At 69.2% G+C, this 17,956-nt stretch carries 16 protein-coding genes; 9 read left to right on the plus strand and 7 right to left on the minus strand.

Translation table 11 applies throughout. The features are described 5' to 3' along the window. Positions 1-3: 3 nt before the first annotated feature. The 5 genes from NI2_RS19985 to NI2_RS20005 all read left to right on the plus strand — a co-directional run bounded on the left by NI2_RS19985 (position 4) and on the right by NI2_RS20005 (position 3,090). Positions 4-684: an energy-coupling factor ABC transporter ATP-binding protein gene (locus NI2_RS19985; protein WP_067492795.1), complete on the plus strand. Its 681-nt coding sequence runs from the start codon at positions 4-6 to the stop codon at positions 682-684. Further along, positions 681-1,280, plus strand: coding sequence for an energy-coupling factor transporter transmembrane component T family protein (locus NI2_RS19990; protein WP_067492797.1), 600 nt, complete (start codon positions 681-683; stop codon positions 1,278-1,280). Before NI2_RS19985 ends, NI2_RS19990 begins: the two co-directional genes overlap by 4 nt. Positions 1,281-1,370: 90 nt before the next feature. Continuing rightward, entirely contained in the window at positions 1,371-1,961 is a 591-nt protein-coding gene (locus tag NI2_RS19995) for a TetR/AcrR family transcriptional regulator (RefSeq protein WP_067492799.1), read from the plus strand. An 84-nt stretch (positions 1,962-2,045) separates the two neighbouring features. Further along, the gene (locus NI2_RS20000; protein ID WP_067492801.1) at positions 2,046-2,783 is read left to right on the plus strand and encodes an SDR family NAD(P)-dependent oxidoreductase; all 738 of its coding nucleotides are present in this window, start codon (positions 2,046-2,048) and stop codon (positions 2,781-2,783) included. 94 nt (positions 2,784-2,877) lie between these two features. Then, entirely contained in the window at positions 2,878-3,090 is a 213-nt protein-coding gene (locus tag NI2_RS20005; RefSeq protein WP_067492803.1) for a tautomerase family protein, read from the plus strand. Positions 3,091-3,136: 46 nt separating this feature from the next. Here the strand turns inward: NI2_RS20005 and NI2_RS20010 are convergent, their stop codons facing one another. The 5 genes from NI2_RS20010 to NI2_RS20030 all read right to left on the minus strand — a co-directional run bounded on the left by NI2_RS20010 (position 3,137) and on the right by NI2_RS20030 (position 9,757). Continuing rightward, a complete protein-coding gene (locus NI2_RS20010) occupies positions 3,137-3,697 on the minus strand; it encodes a hypothetical protein (RefSeq protein ID WP_133733783.1) in 561 nt (186 codons plus the stop codon). Between the two features lie 156 nt (positions 3,698-3,853). Next, on the minus strand, positions 3,854-5,056 hold the full coding sequence (gene speD, locus NI2_RS20015) for an adenosylmethionine decarboxylase (RefSeq protein WP_067493011.1): 1,203 nt from the start codon (positions 5,054-5,056) through the stop codon (positions 3,854-3,856). 8 nt (positions 5,057-5,064) lie between these two features. Further along, on the minus strand, positions 5,065-6,180 hold the full coding sequence (locus tag NI2_RS20020; RefSeq protein ID WP_067492807.1) for a type III PLP-dependent enzyme: 1,116 nt from the start codon (positions 6,178-6,180) through the stop codon (positions 5,065-5,067). Between the two features lie 103 nt (positions 6,181-6,283). After that, positions 6,284-8,782, minus strand: coding sequence for a DEAD/DEAH box helicase (locus tag NI2_RS20025; RefSeq protein ID WP_067492809.1), 2,499 nt, complete (start codon positions 8,780-8,782; stop codon positions 6,284-6,286). 39 nt (positions 8,783-8,821) lie between these two features. Beyond that, positions 8,822-9,757, minus strand: coding sequence for a PAC2 family protein (locus NI2_RS20030; protein WP_067492811.1), 936 nt, complete (start codon positions 9,755-9,757; stop codon positions 8,822-8,824). A gap of 199 nt (positions 9,758-9,956) precedes the next feature. Between NI2_RS20030 and NI2_RS20035 the strand changes: the two genes are divergently transcribed. Next, the gene (locus NI2_RS20035; protein WP_133733782.1) at positions 9,957-10,679 is read left to right on the plus strand and encodes a sensor domain-containing protein; all 723 of its coding nucleotides are present in this window, start codon (positions 9,957-9,959) and stop codon (positions 10,677-10,679) included. 148 nt (positions 10,680-10,827) lie between these two features. Next, complete coding sequence (locus NI2_RS20040; protein WP_084476552.1) at positions 10,828-11,985, plus strand: DUF4192 domain-containing protein; 1,158 nt, start codon at positions 10,828-10,830, stop codon at positions 11,983-11,985. Between the two features lie 23 nt (positions 11,986-12,008). Here NI2_RS20040 and galE read toward each other — a convergent pair whose 3' ends face one another. After that, positions 12,009-12,989: a UDP-glucose 4-epimerase GalE gene (gene galE / locus NI2_RS20045; RefSeq protein ID WP_067492813.1), complete on the minus strand. Its 981-nt coding sequence runs from the start codon at positions 12,987-12,989 to the stop codon at positions 12,009-12,011. A 3-nt stretch (positions 12,990-12,992) separates the two neighbouring features. After that, on the minus strand, positions 12,993-13,679 hold the full coding sequence (locus tag NI2_RS20050; protein ID WP_067492815.1) for an iron-dependent transcriptional repressor DtxR: 687 nt from the start codon (positions 13,677-13,679) through the stop codon (positions 12,993-12,995). A gap of 129 nt (positions 13,680-13,808) precedes the next feature. Here NI2_RS20050 and NI2_RS20055 point away from each other — a divergent pair, with 129 nt between their 5' ends. Beyond that, the gene (locus NI2_RS20055) at positions 13,809-15,050 is read left to right on the plus strand and encodes an acetoin utilization protein AcuC (RefSeq protein WP_067492817.1); all 1,242 of its coding nucleotides are present in this window, start codon (positions 13,809-13,811) and stop codon (positions 15,048-15,050) included. Further along, positions 15,043-17,811, plus strand: a complete 2,769-nt coding sequence (locus NI2_RS20060; RefSeq protein ID WP_067492819.1) for a bifunctional acetate--CoA ligase family protein/GNAT family N-acetyltransferase — start codon at positions 15,043-15,045, stop codon at positions 17,809-17,811. Before NI2_RS20055 ends, NI2_RS20060 begins: the two co-directional genes overlap by 8 nt. Positions 17,812-17,956 lie beyond the last annotated feature (145 nt).

Here is a 17,956-nt window from a genome sequence, read left to right on the forward strand (position 1 = left end):
CCGATGAGTGAGATCGTCGTCGATTCGGTCGGCCACCGGTTCGGTGACCGGGTGGTGCTGCGCGATATCGACCTGACCATCACCGAACGCCGGGTCGGTTTCATCGGCGCCAACGGTTCCGGGAAGTCGACGCTGGCCCGCATGCTCAACGGCCTGTTGAAGCCGGCCACCGGCACCGTCACCGTCGACGGGATCGACGCCGCCCGCAACGGCGCCCAGGTGCGGCGCAAGGTCGGGTTCGTTTTCACCGATCCCGACACCCAGATCGTGATGCCGACGGTCGGTGAGGACCTGGCCTTCTCGTTGCGGCGCAGCGGGCTGAGCAGAGCCGAGATCTCCGAACGGGTGCGGCGCATGCTCGACCGGTTCGGGCTCGCCGGGCACGCCGATCATCCCGCGCACCTGCTCTCCGGTGGGCAGAAGCAGTTGCTGGCGCTGGGCTCCGCGCTGATCCGCGAGCCCGAGGTGATCGTCGCCGACGAACCGACCACCCTGCTCGACCTGCGCAACGCGCGCCTCGTGTCCCAAGCCCTGAATTCCCTCGACCAGCAGGTGATCGTGGTGACCCACCAGCTCGCCCTGCTCGACGGTTTCGATCGAGTCGTGGTGCTGGACAACGGTGCTGTCGCCTTCGACGGTGCCCCGGCCGACGCCGTCGGCGCATATCGGCGCCTGGTCGAATGATCGGCCTGTACTGCCCCGGTGACTCGCTGGTGCACCGCCTGCCCGCGGGTCTCAAACTTCTCCTGCTGGTTATCGCCATCGTCGCGATGACGATCTTCGCCCGCACGCCACTCGCCGTGGCGGTCGCCGCGGTGACGGTCGCTCTGTTGTTCGCCGTGGCGCGCATCTCCTGGCGAGTGGCCGTGGCCCAGATCCGCCCGGTGCTCTGGATGACGGTGATCATCGGCGTGTTCCAACTGTTCACCACCACCCCAGCCCGCGCGATCGCCGTCTGCGGCGTCCTGCTCGTCTCGGTGGCCCTCGCCGCCCTGGTCACTGTCACCACGCGCGTCACCGCCATGCTCGATGCCCTCACCCGCGCCCTCGCCCCGCTGCGTCGTCTCGGTGTCGATCCCGAACGAGTGGGTTTGCTGCTGGCCCTGGCGATCCGCTGCGTCCCACTCCTGGCGAGCATCGTCCACGACGTCGCCGAAGCCCGCCGCGCCCGCGGCGTCTCCTGGTCCGCCACCGCCCTCGTCACCCCGGTCGTGGTCCGTGCCTTGCGCACTGCCGACGCGATGGGTGATGCCCTCGCCGCCCGTGGGGTCGACGACTGAGATCGGTTGTGCCGATGCGGAAGGCGAGCGTCCGCGGGCGCGGCGGACGCCCGGGTTGCGTTAGTAGACGACCGGTCGTATATTCGTCGCATGGCACGACCACGGCGTAGCGACGACACGCGAGCCCTCCTCATCGAAGAGGGCGCCGCCGATCTGCTGTCCCACGGCTACCACGGCACCGGCATCAAGCAGGTGCTCGACAAGGTCGGGGTGCCCAAGGGGTCGTTCTACAACTACTTCGACAGCAAGGAAACGTTCGCTCGGGCGGTGATCGAACATCACTCGCTGTGCGTACAGCGCAACCTGGCGACCGCGTTCGCGGGCGCGCCCGATGCCCTCTCCGGTCTACGCCGGTTCTTCGCCACCCTGATCGACGATTTCGTCGCCGCCGAGTACACCGGTGGCTGCCTCATCGGCAATCTCGGCGGCGAGCTGGAAGGCAGTGAGGTGCTGCGCACAGCACTGTCGGCCGCGTGGGGGTCCTGGCGGGACGGGGTGGCCGACGCATTGCGGACGGCGCAGGCCGAGGGCACGGTCCGGACCGATATCGACGCCGTCGACCTCGCCGACCTCCTGCTCGAATCCTGGGAGGGTGCGGTGATCCGGATGAAGATCGACCGCACGATCGAACCGCTCGAGAAGTGCCTGCGGCGGCTGCTCGACGACTATTTCCGGCCGTGACCTCCTGAGTCGACCCCATCTCCGCAGGGTTTCTTCCGGTCGCCCATTTCAAGACGACCGGTCGTATATCGAAAGGATCAGTAGATGACAGCCAAGACGGTCATCGTCACCGGCGCATCCAGTGGAATCGGGCGCGATGTCGCCCGCGCCTTTGTCGACCGCGGGGACGCGGTCGTGCTCGGCGGACGCGACGCGGCCAAGCTCGCCGACGTCGCCGCCACCCTGGCCGCCCCGGACCGGGTGGCCACCGTGGTCGGCGATATCGGTTCGCCCGCAACGGGTGCGGCGTATGTGCGGACCGCGCTGGACCGCTTCGGCCGCGTCGACACGCTGATCAACAGCGCGGGCGTCTTCGGGGCGACACCGTTCGTCGACGTCACCGAGGACGAGCTCGACCGCTATCTCGACGGCAACCTCAAAGGCACCTACCTCACCACGCAAGCCGTTGTGCGCCAACTGCTCGCCCGAGGCGGAGGCGGCAGCATCGTCAATATCGGCACGGTGCTCATCGACCACGCGATGACCGGACTACCGGCCTCGGCCGCACTGGTCAGCAAGGGTGGCGTGCACGCGCTGACCACCAGCCTGGCCGCCGAACTCGCGCCCGCGGGCATCCGGGTGAACGCGGTGGCTCCCGGCATCATCCGCACGCCGCTCTTCGGTGACGGCGACGAGCGGGCCGCGGCCTCGCTGGCGCTGCTCGACCGCATCGGTGAGGTCGCCGACACCACCGCGGCGGTGCTCTATCTGGCCGACGCCGAGTTCGTCACCGGTCATATCCTGCCGGTCGACGGCGGTTTCGTGGCCGGTCGGTCGGCCTGAATCTCACGGGATCGGCTCTCCGGCAACGGGTTCGCGCACGCAGCAGCGCGCTCCCGGCTTTTTCCGCTGCACCCGTCAGGAAAGGAACACGCACATGCCGTATGTGAATATCAAGGTCACCGACGAAAACGTCACCCCGGAGCAGAAGTCACAGCTCATCAAGGGCGTCACCGATCTGCTCTTCGACGTGCTCGGCAAGGAACCCGACAGTACCTATGTCGTGATCGACGAAGTGGCGCTGACGGATTGGGGTGTGGGCGGGGTGAACGTCGCCGAGTATCGTGCGCAACGAGCGGCGCGGGGCTGAGTGACACCGGGCGAGCCGAACGCGATCCCGCGCCTAGGCTCCCCGGTCAGGCCGGACCGGCGAACGGCACCGAGGCGTCGAGTGCGAACCACCCCATCGGGATTCGCCGCGACCGAGTCGAGAAGTAACTGGGGCCGAGCCACAGATCCGGTTCGATCTCGCGCAGTTCGTCGTAGATCCGCCGGGCGGGCCTGCGCGAACCCACGCGCGGGTCGTCGTAGTCGAACAGCACCGCCGACCGGCCGTCGAGCACGGAATCGCCGACCGTCGCCACGAAATTCAGGGCCCGCAACCCACCGAGCAGGCGAAAGACATTGTGTCCCACGGCGACCCCGTCACCGACGTGCCGCAACGACTTGCCCACCCAGAAGTACGACGGCCGGGCCATCAGCGGAGCGAGCACCCGCTCGCCGGACCCGGGAAACGACCGCATCGACACATCACCGTCGAGCCGTGCGAAATCCGCGGCCGTCGGCTCCGGCGCCTCGGCGAACCGCGCGCCGAACGTCGCGAGCCCCGCCGCCGACAACCGGTCCAGCCGGGGCCGGTGGTCGGCTGGCCTGCCCACCGGCATCAGACCGTGGGCGGACAGTGGTGTCGGTGTCATGGGCGGACTCGCTTCTCCCTCGGCGCTTCGCTCTTCGCATAGTGCCGACAACGGGCGTCCACCCGCACCGGAATCGCGGTATTCGCCGCGGTGGACAACGACGAAGGCGGTGACCCGGACGAACCGGATCACCGCCTTCGGTGTCTTGCACCCAGCTCAGCGACGCAAGGCGTACGGCTCGATCGCACCGCGCTCGAGGGCGCGGGCATCGATGGTCTCGGCCTTGTAGGGGAGCAGGGCCAGGCGATCGGTCATGCCGCGCACCGGGTCCTCGATCTTCTCGTTCAGGCCGAACAGGAAGGTCCACTCGTGCTCGTCGCTGCCGTAGGGCACCACGGTGGCGAACTGCTCGTGGAACCGTCCCCACGACCGCTTGAGGGTCTCGTTGCGCCACATCGTCGCGCAGCCGGCCTGGGCCGACAGCACACCGCCGGGCGCGAGCAGTGCCTTACATCGCGACAGGAACTCCGACTCGTAGAGGCGGTTGTGCTGGGCGTCCTCGACGCGCTCGTCGGGCAGGTCGATGACGATCACGTCGTAACGGGTGCCCGCCTCCTGCGCCTTGGCCAGGAAATCCCAGCCGTCGGCGTAGTGCACATGCACCGGACCCTCGCCGCGCACGGCGGCGGCCAGTTCCTCCGGGGTGTACCCGTAAGGCAGGTGACGGGCGCACAGCTCGACCTCGCGCTGGTCGATGTCGACGTGGTCGACGTGGGTCGCCCCGGCCGCCACCGACATCTGCGAGGCCACACCCTCACCGGAACCGATGATGAGCACCCGGTCCAGCTTCTCCGCCAGCACGAACGCCGGGACCATCATGGCCTCGTGGTAGGTGACCTGGGAGAACTCGGTGGACTGGCGGTCGTCGTCGGAGAACAGGGAGATGCCCTGGTCGGTCCGCGCGATCACCATGTGCTGGTACGGGGTGTTGGTGTCGACGATCACCTCGTGCAGATCCCAGATCCGGGTCAGGCCGTCGCCCACCGGTTCGTAGATCTTCTCGGCACCGTGGCCGCGCTGGACGACCTTCATGCGAACTTCCTTGGGAGACAACTTGTCTCGCAGAAGTTCCACGGCCTTCGTCGCGCCCGCACCGATGCTGCCGCAGGTGAAGACGTCGACGAAGATCTCGCCGGACTCCGGATAGGTGTGAATCGAGGCGTGGGACTCCGACAACAGCGCGAGGACGGTCACCCCCTGCGGTTCGAACTTTTTGTGAACGACATCGCAGATGGTGACGCCCGCCGCGATCAGAGACTCACGCAACGCCGATTCGAGTCGTTCGAGATCGTCACACAGGTCTGTGTCGACACCACCGAACTCGGCCAGCACATGCCAGCCGGTGAATTCCGCCGTCATGGGCAAACTCACTCTCGCTCAGCGCCCGAGACATGAACGGTCAAGGGCGGAAAACCATTGAAGGACACCGACGAATAACTCGCGGTATAGGCGCCGGTGTCGAGAATCTGGATCTGATCACCGGCTCGCAACGTGGTCGGCAGAAGGACCTTCGTGCGTTGATACAGTACATCGTCGCCGTCGCAGGTCGGACCCGCGACCACCGCCTCGCCCACCGGATCGCCGTCGCGATCGGTGACGAAACGGTAGGCGATGTACTCGTTCTCCGTCTCGGCCATACCGTTGTATCGGCCGATGTCGAGATACACCCAGCGCCGCCCGTCCGGCGCGAAACGCACGCCGACGACCTCGGCGTGGATGGTGCCCGCGTTACCGACCAGGGCACGCCCCGGTTCCACGATCAGCTCGACCGACGCGGGCAGGAATTCGGCCGCGGCCTGCGCCGCGGCGGCCGCGATCGCACCCGGTTCGGGCGCCGATTCGGCATAGGAGATGGGCAGGCCGCCGCCGATGTTCACCGCGGCGACGTGAATGTCCTTGTCCGCCAAGGCCTTCACGATCTCACCGGCCTGCTCGATACCGATCCGCCAGGCGGCCGGATCGAGCTGCTGGGAGCCCACATGGAAGTACGGGCCACCGACACGCAGACCCAGATCGCGCGCCCGTACGAGCAACCGCAGGGCCTCGCCGGGCGCGCACCCGAACTTGGTGCCGAACGGGGTGCGCGACTCCGGTGCCGAGGACAGGAACCGGCACTCCACCTCCGCGCCGGGCGCGTGCTCGGCGATGCGCTCGAGATCGTCCTCGGTGTCGAAGGCGAACCGGCGCACACCGGCGGCGTGGGCGTAGGCGATGTGGGCGGCCTTCTTGATCGGATTGCCGTAGCAGAGCTTGTCGGCCGCGATGCCGAGGCGCACGCACTGATCGATCTCACCGACACTGGCGACGTCGAACTCGGCGCCCTCGGCGTCGAGCAGGCTCAGCAACTCGTCGACGGGAGCCGCTTTCACCGCGTACCTGATCCGGGTGCCCTGCTCGCGCTGCGCCGAGACGGCGGCGGCGAGGGTTCGGTAGTTGGCACGTACCCGCTCGGGGTAGATGACAAGGTACGGGGATTCGGGCATAGTTGAACTTTCGGTCGGCGGCCGGGAGAGACTATCAGCGGCGCCTACCCAACAACGAATCCGTCAAACATTCGTCATATTGGTCATATCGATCGGGTATGACTCAGCCCGGCGCTACCGTGACCTCGTCGAACACCACCTCGCCCGCGGCGTCGGACTCCTCGAGATCCACGATCGCCGTCAGCGCCCACCCGTGATCGCCCGCCGGGTCGTCGATCACCTGGCGCACGTGCCAGAAACCGGGCCGCTGCTCCACCCGGAACAGCTGCGGGCCGCGCGCGTCGGGGCCCGTGCCGATGGACTCGTACTCCTCGAAATAGGGCGCGAACTCCTCGGCCCAGTCGGGGCCCGTCCCGAGCTGATCCAGCTCGTACCAACGCTGCCGCGAGGCCAGCTCCACCCGGCGGAACATGGCGTTGCGCACCATGATCCGGAAGGCGCGTTCGTTGGCCGAGATCGGGCGCACCTGTTCGGCGCCGAAGGCGACCTGGTCGGTGTCGATCTCGGCGCCGGGGTTGGTGAGCTGTTCCCATTCGTCGAGCAGGCTCGAATCGACCTGGCGGATCAGTTCGCCGAGCCATTCGGTGAGGTCGTCGAGTTCCTCCGTGCGCGCCGCGTCGGGCACGGTGCGGCGCAGCGCGCGATAGGCGTCGGCCAGGTAGCGCAGCACCACACCTTCGGAGCGGGTCAGCTCGTAGAAAGAGATGAGTTCGGCGAAGGTCATCGCGCGCTCGATCATGTCGCGCACCACCGACTTCGGTGACGGCGCGAACTCCGACACCCACGGGTGCCCGGCCCGGTAGGTCTCGAACGCGGGCTCGATCAGGTCGGCGAGCGGCTTGGGCCAGGTCACTTCCTCTAGCAGCTCCATGCGCTCCTCGTATTCGATGCCGTCGGCCTTCATCTCGGCCACGGCGGCGCCGCGCGCCTTGTGCTGCTGGGCCATCAGCAGCTGCCGCGGATCCTCGAGCGTCGCCTCGATCAGGGACACGACATCGAGTGTGTAGGTGGGGCTTTCGCGGTCGAGCAGCTCGAACGCGGCGAGCGCGAACGGCGACAGTGGCTGATCGAGCGCGAAGTCGCGTTGCAGGTCGACGGTGAGCCGGGCCATCCGGCCCTTGGCGTCCGGCTCGGAGAGTTGTTGCACCACACCGGCATCGCGCAGCGAACGGTAGAGGCGAATGGCGCGCAGGATGTGTTTGCGCTGGGCCGGGCGCGGTTCGTGATTGTCCTCGAGCAGGTGCCGCATGGCGTAGAAGCAGTTGCCCGGCCGGGCGATGACATTGAGCAGCATCGAGTTGGTCACCGCGAAACGCGACACCATCGGTTCGGGCTGCGCGGCGACCAACCGGTCGAACGTCTCCTCGCTCCAGGACACGAACCCCTCGGGGGGCTTGCGGCGCTGCACCTTTCGCTGCTTCTTCGGGTCGTCGCCCGCCTTGGCGATCAGGCGCGCGTTCTCCACCTCGTGCTCGGGGGCTTGGACGACAACGGTGCCCATGGTGTCGAATCCGGCGCGTCCGGCACGTCCGGCGATCTGATGGAACTCGCGGGCCTTGAGCCTGCGGGTGCGCACACCGTCGTATTTGGTCAGTCCGGTCAGCAGCACGGTGCGGATCGGCACGTTGATCCCGACGCCGAGGGTGTCGGTGCCGCACACCACCTTCAGCAAGCCCTCCTGGGCGAGCTTCTCCACCAGCCTGCGGTATTTGGGCAGCATGCCCGCGTGGTGCACGCCGATACCGTGGCGGATCAGCCGCGAGAGGGTCTTGCCGAAACCGGAGGCGAACCGGAAGTCGCCGATCGCGGCGGCGATGGCGTCCTTCTCGGCGCGGGAGGCGAAGTTCACACTGGTCAGCGCCTGCGCGCGTTCCAGGGCGGCGGCCTGGGTGAAGTGGACGACGTACACCGGGGCCTGGTGGGTGGTGACCAGTTCCTCGAGGGTTTCAGTGATGGGGGTGCGCACGTACGAGAACGTCAGCGGCACCGGGCGTTCGGTGCCCGCCACCACGGCGGTCGGCCTGCCGGTGCGCTGCTCGAGGTCGGTGGCGAAGAAATCCACCTCGCCCAACGTGGCCGACATCAAGAGGAATTGGGCGCGGGGCAGTTCGATGATCGGCACCTGCCAGGCCCAGCCACGGTCCGGATCGGCGTAGAAATGGAACTCGTCCATCACCACCTGACCCACCTCGGCGGCGGCGCCCTCGCGCAGCGCCAGATTCGCCAGGATCTCGGCGGTGGCGCAGATGATCGGCGCGTCGGCGTTCACGGCCGCGTCACCGGTGACCATGCCGACGTTCTCGGCGCCGAACACCTCGCACAGCGCGAAGAACTTCTCGCTCACCAGCGCCTTGATGGGTGCGGTGTAGTAGCTGCGCTGCCCGTTGGCCATGGCGAACAGGTGCGCGCCGACCGCGACCAGGGACTTACCGGAACCGGTCGGGGTCGCCAGAATGACATTGGACCCCGACGCCAGCTCCATCAGCGCCTCGTCCTGCGCCGGATACAGGGTGGTGCCCTGCTCGGCGGCCCACAGCGCGAACGACTCGTAGAGCGCGTCGGCGTCGGTACCGGGAATTTCGAGCAGGTCGGTCAGATCCACTCCGACCACCCTAGTGGTCGGGTGCGGTGCGACCGTGCGTCAGTCCCGTCCGGTGTCGTCGTAGCCGCCCTGCTCGGCCAGGAAACGCTCGAACTCGGCGCCGAGCTCCTCGCCGCTCGGCAGTTCGCCGTCGCCGGCCAGCAGGCTGGACTGGCGTTCCTGGGCGGTGACGAAGCTGTCGTACTGGCGTTCCAGCGCCGCGACGACCGTCTCCACCTCCTCGTTGCCCGCGATGTGCTCGGCGACCTGTTCGCGCACCCGCGCGGCCGCCTCGCCGAGTGCGGCGAGCGGCAGCTCGAGACCGGTGTTGTCGGCGACGCTCTCGAGCAGGGTCTGGGCGGCCTCGGGGTAGTCGGTCTGGGCGAGGTAGTGCGGCACGTGCACGGAGAACCCGAGCGATTCGTGGCCGTGCTGGGCCATCCGGAACTCGAGCAGCGACGACGCGCTGCCGGGCACCTGCAGCTCACCCGGCCAGCGCTGATGCTCTCCGAGCAGCGACCGGTCCGAGGAATGCGCGGTGACACCGAGCGGGCGGGTGTGCGGGATCGCCATCGGGATCGCCGACAGGCCGATCGTGCGGCGCACACCGAGCTGTTCGGCCAGCAGCCGCACGGCGGTGGTGAACTTCTCCCAGCGCAGATCCGGTTCGAGACCGGCCAGCAGCAGGAACGGGGTGCCCGCCGTGTCGCGCAACGCCCACAGGTTCAGTTCGGGCTCGGCGTAATCGGCGAAATGATCGGTCTTGAACGTCATCAGGGGACGGCGCGACCGGTAGTCGAGCAGCTCGTCCACGTCGAACGACGCGACCAGTTCCGACTCCAGGCTCTCGCGCAGGTGCGTCGTTGCCAGGCGCACCGCGTGGCCGGCGTCGGTGAAACCTTCCAGCCCGTGCACCAGCACGGGACCGGCGCCGTCGTCCGCGGACAACTGCGGTGCCGGGAACTCCAGTTCGTACATATGCGACTGGTCATCCATCGCGTTTCTCCTTCCTGCGCGGTCCACCAACGCTCGCGGCGGGGGAGGCTCGTCCATTGTCCCCCATGCGAGCACGACCGACGCACACGGCCGGAGGACGGCTCATCCTGCTTCCAACAGCCGCACGCGCCCCGGCATTCCCTTCGGCGTGGCGCGCGGCGACCGCTCGGTCCGGTGGGGCACAGTGAAAGGTGTGAACGTGGCGCGCACCTCGCTCAGCAGGGCCGTTCCGACGACGGCTGGTCGTCGGCGAGTCGCGGCCTGTGCCGTGCTGATGGCGGGGACGCTGACCGGGTGTGCCGAGGCGGTGAGCGGCATCCCGGTCGCCGAGAGCGCCACCTCGATGCACCATGTCGAGGCCGCTCCCGCCGATCTGCTGCCCGACCCACACGAGTTCCCGTCCGCCTATCCGGCGGTCGTGCTCACGCCGCAGGCCGCCTCGGCAGCGGCGGGGGATCTGGACGGCGTCGGGATGGGTGCGACCGTGAGCCCGGTCGAATGCACGCCGCCGGAGTCCGAGCCCGGTGCCGAGCCGCCCGCGGTGGCGGTGGGGACCGACGAGGCGAGCCGGGCCAGTCTCACCGTCGAACTGTCGCGGACCACCGAACTGCTCGCGCGGATGCGTGACCGATTACGGGCCTGCGAACAGATCCGGGTGAGCCGGGCGGGAGCGGGGTCGACCGTCACCACCGAGGTCTCCGCGCACGTACCGGCCGGTGCCGACGAGGCGATGACCTTGCGGCGCAGCGTGATTCCGGATGTCGGTGGGGCCGGACTGACACAGACCATGTACACCTCGGTCGGGCGCGTCGGCGACATCCGGATCACCGTGACCTCGATGACCTTCGGCGCGGGCGAACCGGACAAAGCCGCCGTCGACGAGCTGTTCGCCACGGCCGTGCACTCCGTACGCACGCGCTGATCGGCCGTTACCACGCGGCACCGACATCTCCGGTACGCCCGGACCCGCGCCCGCGGTGGTTGTGCACAGGTTCGCCGCTGTGCACAGGGCGGCGATAAGCCCAGGTCGCGCCGGCGGTGCCGGGACGGCGGGCGAGGACGCTCGAGCCATGACATCTTCGACCAACCCGACCCGGCGGGCCAACCGCACCGGCCCCTTTCCCCGGGCGCTCACCTGTGCCGAGACAAGCCCCGGTTACCGGGATCTGCCCACCCCCGCCGTCCGCGTCGACGAGCCCGGCGATCTCATCGCCGCGCTCCCGGCGATGCTCGGTTTCGTACCCGAACGCTCCCTCGTCGTCGCCGTCCTGCACCCGCACCCCACCGCCGCCGCCGCGATCGACGCCGTGGTGCGCTTCGACCTCGACGCCGTCACCGATCCCGACCACTACGAGCATTTCCTCGGGTGTCTCGGGTCGATCTGCCTGCGTGAACGAGCGAGTGGGGTGTTCGCCGTCTTCATCGACGACCGGCAGCGATCCTTCTCGTCCACCGCCGTGCGCGGCCACGCGCTGCTCGCCGCGATCGGTGCGCAGGGGATCGAGGTGCGTGGGGCCTGGGCGGTGCGTGCCGTCGCCGCGGGCGCGCGATACCGCAGTCTGCTCGGGGCCGGCGGCGGGTTGGTCGCCGACCCGGACTCCTCGATGGTCTCGCTGTCACATGTGCTCGACGGCAGGCAGATACGGCGCTCCCGGGGCGAACTCACGGCGCTGGTCGAACCCGACGAACAGTTGTGCGCGCGGGTTCGGCGCAAGCTCGGACCGGCCGTCGCCCGCTACCGTGGCGGGCTCGCGACGGCCGAACGGGTGGGGGAGGGCGCGGTGTTTCAGCGTCGCGCGCTGGAGTGGGTGCTCTGGCAGATTGCCGACGCCACCTCGGGACTGCCACGCGCCGATCGCGAATTCGCCAGGCTGGCCGCCACTTTGCGTGATCGGGCGGTTCGGGACGCGCTCTACGGGCTGGCCGTCACCGACCATGCCGAAGCGGCGGAAGGGTTGTGGGCACAGCTGGCCAGGGCCACCCCGGCGGGCGACCGCGCCGAGGCGGCCGCACTGCTCGGCTTCAGTGCCTACGTGCGCGGCGACGGGCCGTTCGCGGGCATCGCGCTGGCCGCCGCCGTGGATGCCGACGGTGACCATCCGATGGCGGTACTGCTGGAAACGTCGCTGCAGTCGGGTCTTCGGCCCGAACGGTTGCGTACGCTGGCCGACTGCGGGCGCCGGATCGCCGCCGATCTCGGGGTCGACCTGGGGCCGGTGCGGCCGTGAGCGGGCCGCACCGGTCGGCCGGGTCAGCGGGCGCTGTGCGCCTTGTCGCCGAGCGAACGCAGGAATTCCCAGGCGTCGGTGACGATCTCGTCGATGTCGTTGTGCTCGGGCGTCCAGCCCAGCTCGGCGATCGCCTTCTCGCTCGAGGCGATCAGGACGGCCGGGTCGCCCGCGCGGCGAGGCGCGTCGATGGCCTCGATGGGCAGACCGGTCACCCGCTCGCACGCCGAGATCACCTCGCGCACCGAGAAACCGGTGCCGGAACCGAGGTTGAGAACGCGGTGACTGCCCGGCTGCGAGGACGACAGGGCGAGCAGATGCGCCTGGGCCAGATCACGGATGTGGATGTAGTCGCGCACACAGGTGCCGTCGGGGGTGGGCCAATCGGTGCCGTACACCGAGATCGCCTTGCGGTGACCGAGCGCCACCTGCAGCACGAGGGGAATCAGATGGGTTTCCACCACACGGTTTTCGCCGAGCCCGGCGTAAGCGCCCGCCACATTGAAGTAACGCAGGCTCGTCGCGGCCAGCCCGTAGGCCACCGCGTAGGAGGTGATGGCGTGGTCGATCGCCAGTTTGCTCGCGCCGTAGGGGTTGGTCGGGCGGGTGGGCGAGTCCTCGGTGATCGGCACCTGTTCGGGCTCGCCGTAGACCGCCGCCGTCGAGGAGAACACCAGGCGCCCGGTACCGGTCTCGCGCATCGCGTCGAGCAGGGTCAGCGTCTTGGCCACGTTGCCGTGCCAGTACTTGGCCGGCTGCTCCACCGACTCGCCCACCAGCGACTGAGCGGCGAAATGCAGGACACCGTCGAAGGATTCGGCGCGCAGCAGGGCCGGGGCGGCCTCGGCGATATCGCCTTCGACGAATCGCGCGCCCGCCGGGACACCGTCGGCGTTACCGGTCGACAGGTCGTCGACGACGACCACCTCGTTGCCCTGCTCGAGCAACACAGCGGCGCACACGCCGCCCACATAGCCGGCGCCGCCGGTGACCAGAAGTTTCACGAATCAGACCAGCCTCACCTGGACGGCGTGCGCCATCTCCTCGGACAATTCGAAACCGTGGTGCCCCGGCACCGTGATCAGCACCGCACCCGGCTTGGTCTCCACGGTGACGCGCGCGTCGGGAACGACACCGGCCTCCCGCAACCGGCCGATGACCTCGGGGTCGGTCTGGATGTGCTCGGCCAGCCTGCGCACGACCACCGCGTGCAGCGCGCCGTTGGGCAGGTCCGAGAGGCGGATGAGCTTCTCCTCCATCGGCGGCGGGTCGGCGAGGCCGAGTTCGTCGAGGCCGGGGATGGGGTTGCCGTAGGGCGAAGTGGTCGGGTGGTTGAGCACCTCGATCAGGCGCCGCTCCACCTCCTCGCTCATGACGTGCTCCCAGCGACACGCCTCGGCGTGCACGTTCTGCCAGTCCAGCCCGATGATGTCGACCAGCAACCGCTCGGCGAGCCGGTGCTTGCGCATCACCGCGACCGCCATCGAGCGACCCTTGTCGGTCAGCTCGAGATGGCGGTCACCCGCGACGAGCAGCAGGCCGTCGCGTTCCATCCGCGCGACAGTCTGGCTCACCGTCGGACCACTCTGCTCGAGCCGCTCGGCGATTCGTGCCCGCAAGGGCACCACGCCCTCTTCCTCGAGGTCGTAGATGGTACGGAGGTACATCTCCGTGGTGTCGACCAGATCTTTCACCTGATAACCCCTTCGTCGGCACGATTCTACCCACGGGCGAACGCCGGTCCGTGCGCTGGACCGGCGGCCCTATTTCTACTGCATGTCAACGTCTCACGGGGCCCGCTGCTTCCGGCTAGCGTGGCGAGCATGGTCACTGTGCCACCGAGCCGAGCGCCGGGAACCCTCGTATGGACCGAGCGATTCCTCGGCTACACCTGGAGCCCCGAACATCCGATGAAACCGGCGCGCCTGCGGTTCACCATGTCGCTGGCCGAAAGTCTCGGCCTGCTCGACGGTATCGAACCACTCGCGCCTGCCGAGGCTACTCAGGGCGAGTTGATGCGGGTGCACAGCAATGCCTATATCCAGGCGGTTCGCCGAGCCGGTGCGGGACCTGCCACCCCGGAGGACACCCTCTACGGCCTGGGCACCGCCGACAATCCGGTCTTCCCGCACATGCACGAGGCGGCTTCGGTGATCGTCGGCGGCACGCTGGCCGCGGCGCGGGAGATCGCGGCCGGGCGTACCCGGCGCGCGGTGAGCATCGGCGGGGGCATGCATCACGCCATGCCGGATTCGGCGGCGGGGTTCTGCATCTACAACGACGCCGCGATCGCGATCTCCTGGTTGCTGGACAACGGATTCGACCGGATCGCGTATGTGGATGTCGATGTTCATCACGGTGACGGTGTGCAGCGCGCGTTCTACGCCGATCCACGGGTGCTCACGGTGTCGCTGCACCAGCATCCGGCCACGCTGTGGCCCAATACCGGGTGGCCGGAGGAGACCGGGCTCGGTAGCGCCGAGGGGACCTCGATCAACCTGCCGTTGCTGCCCGGCACCCGGGACGCGCAGTGGCTGCGCGGTTTTCACGCGGTGGTGCCCGGTGCGATCGCCGCGTTCCGGCCGCAGATCATCGTGAGCCAGTGCGGGGTGGACACCCACCGCGAGGACCCGCTCGCCGATCTGGAACTGACCGTCGACGGTCAGCGCGCGGCCTTCCTCGCCATGCGCGAGCTGGCCGACCGCCACGCCGAGGGCAGATGGCTCGCGCTCGGTGGTGGCGGCTACGGCGTGGTGCGGGTGGTGCCACGGGCGTGGACGCACCTGCTCGCGGCCGCGCTGGATCGCCCCTTGGCGCCGGACACCCCGATTCCCGAGAGCTGGCGCGAGCAGGTACGCGCGTCGGCGCCGCGGATCACCCCGCCGACGACGATGAGCGACGGTGGCGACCCGACCTACCGCCCGTGGGACGGGCCGGGCGGCACCCCCGAGATCGGTGACGCCGACGAGGTCCGAGCCCAGCGCGCGGTCGACACCGCCATCTCGGCCACCCGACGGGCCAGTTTCTCGCTGCTCGGTCTCGACCCGGAGGATCCCCGTGACTGAACCACTGCTGCCCGACACGCCCGATACGCCCGCGAACCCGCCCGAGCCGCCGCCGCAGCTGTTCGGCGATGTACTGGCGGCCGACGGCGGGGTGGTGCGGATCCGCCCGATCGTGCCCGCCGATGCCGACGCGCTCGCGGATTTCCACGCCCGGCTCTCGGATCGCACCCGCTACCTGCGCTATTTCGGTCCCTATCCGAGAATCTCGCCTAAGGACATGTACCGCACCACCCATCTCGACTATCACGATCGAGTGGGGTTGGTCGCGGTGCTCGGTACCGCGATCATCGCGGTGGCCCGCTACGAACTGCTCGACCGGCCGGGGCCGCGCGCGGCCGAGGTGGCGTTCGTCGTCGCCGACGAACACCAGGGGCGCGGACTCGGGTCGATCCTGCTCGAGCACCTCGCGGGTGCCGCCGCCGAGAACGAGGTGGAGACCTTCACCGCCGAGGTGCTGGCCGAGAACGAGGCCATGATCACGGTGTTCCGTGACGCCGGCTACCAGTTGCAGCGCAGCCGCGACGGCTCCGAGGTGCACCTGGAGTTCGCGATCGACCCCACCGAGGCCCTGCGCACCGTCCGGGACGCCCGGGAGGCGGCGTCGGAGGCGCGCAGCGTGGGCAATCTGCTCGCACCCGGTTCGGTGGCGGTGATCGGCGCGTCGCCGGAGAGCACACGGGTCGGCGGTGCCGTACTGGCCAACCTGCTCGCCGGGGGATTCGCCGGCCCGGTGTTCCCGGTGAATCCGCACCGCCGCTCGGTGCGCGGGGTGCGCGCTTACGCCACCGTCCGCGAGATTCCCGACGAGGTCGACCTCGCCGTCGTCGCGGTGCCGCCCGCCGCGATCGGATCGGTGCTCGACGACTGCATGGCCAAGGGCGTCAAAGGCTTGATCGTGCTCACCGCCGGTTTCGGGGAGACCGGGCCCGCGGGGTTGGCCGCCGAACAGGACCTGGTCGCCGCCGCCCGGGGGCACGGGATGCGGGTGGTCGGACCGAGCGCGCTCGGCATCGCCAATACCGACCCGGCCGTAGGGCTCAATGCCACCCTCGCCCCGGTCCTGCCGCAGCGTGGGCGGATCGGGTTCTTCTGCCAGTCCGGCCCGCTCGGCGCCGCCATTCTCGCCGAGGCCGCCACCCGTAATCTCGGGGTGTCGACGTTCGTGTCGGCGGGCAACCGCGCCGATGTGTCGGGCAACGACCTGCTGCAGTACTGGGACACCGCCGCCGATACCGAGGTGATCCTGCTCTACCTGGAGAGTTTCGGTAATCCGCGCAAGTTCTCCCGGCTCGCGCGGCGGGTGGCGCGCGGCAAACCGATCGTGGCCGTGAGCAGCGGCAGGCTGGCCGCCGGTGCCGACATGGATCGCACAGTGGTGCGTGACTTGTTCGCCCAGGCCGGGATCATCCAGGTGGACTCCATCTCCGAACTGTTCGACTGCGCCGCCTTACTCGCTTGTCAGCCGTTGCCGCGCGGACCACGGGTAGCGGTGGTCGGCAACAGCGCTGCCCTGAACTGGCTGGCCATCGACGCGGCCACCAGCGAGGGCCTACGTATCCACCGCCCGCCCACAGCCGTCGACCGCGGCCCCGGAGCCCGGCCGACCGAACGCGGACCGGGCGGTCCAGAAGTCGACCTCGGAGGTGTGGCGGCTGACGGGCCGGTGGATCTCGGGCCCGAGGCGACCCCTGCCGACTACCGGGAGGCCGTGCTGGCGGCTTTGCGCAGTGAGGAGGTCGATGCGGTGATCGTGGTTGTCGCGCCGCCGGTGCCGGTGCATATGGGTGGGTTCGCGGATGCGTTGCGTGCGGCTGCGGCCGCCGCACCCGACCGGGACAAACCGGTGCTCACCACCTTCGTGGCGGAATCCGGAATTCCCGATCTGCTCGCGGTGCGATCGACCGGTGGTGCGCCGGGACGCGGGTCCATCCCGTCGTATCCCGATCCGGAACGGGCCGCCCGTGCGCTGGCCAGGGTCGATCGCTACGCGCGCTGGCGGGATCGGCCCGTCTCACCGGTGGTTCGTCCTCCCGGCATCGATACCGCCGCGGCGACGGCGCTGGTGGAGCAGTGGTCGGCCGGGTCGTCGGGACGGTGGCTCACCGATGACGAGGCGGTGCGATTGCTCGAGTGCTACGGCATCGACATCGTCGACTTCCGGGCGGTGCGTGACGCGGAGCAGGCGGTGGCCGCAGCCGAGGAACTGGGCTACCCGGTCGCCGCGAAGGCCACCGGTGAGCTGTGGCGGCGCAGACCAGATCTGATCGGGGTCCGGCTGGATCTGTGGGGGCCCGACGCGGTCCGTCAGGCGTACACCGATCTCGTCGCGATCTGCGGCGACCCCCTGTTGCACGTGCAGAAGATGGCGACCAAGGGCGTCGGGTGCGTGCTGAGCGTCACCGACGACCCGTCGTTCGGCTCGGTCATCGAGTTCGGCCTGTCCGGGATGATCATGGACCTGCTCGGCGACCGTGCCCACCGCGCACTACCGCTGACCGCCGACGAGGCCGCCGCCCTGATCGACGCACCTCGCGCCGCACCACTGCTCTCGCCCGGCCCGGCCGGCCCGGGCGTGGACAAGGCGGCGCTCATCGAACTGGCCCAACGCATTTCGGCCCTCTTCGACGACATCCCCCAGATGCGCGAACTGTCCTGCGACCCCGTCCTGGCTTCCCCCGGCTCGGCCGAGATCATCTACGCCCGGGCCCGCATCGGTCCCCAACCCACCCGCTTCGACATCGGCCCCCGACGCCTGGCATGAACGATCACACGCCCGCGTCGGCGCACCTGGCGCCCGCTCAGTGGCGGTACATGCCACAGGCGGGGCGGTGGTGAACGGACAACGCCGACCGGTTCGCGACCCCGGAGGGGGATGGAGTCACGGACACCGGTCGGCGTTTCGGAAG

This window comes from Nocardia ignorata NBRC 108230 (assembly GCF_001612905.1).
Lineage (GTDB): Bacteria > Actinomycetota > Actinomycetes > Mycobacteriales > Mycobacteriaceae > Nocardia > Nocardia ignorata.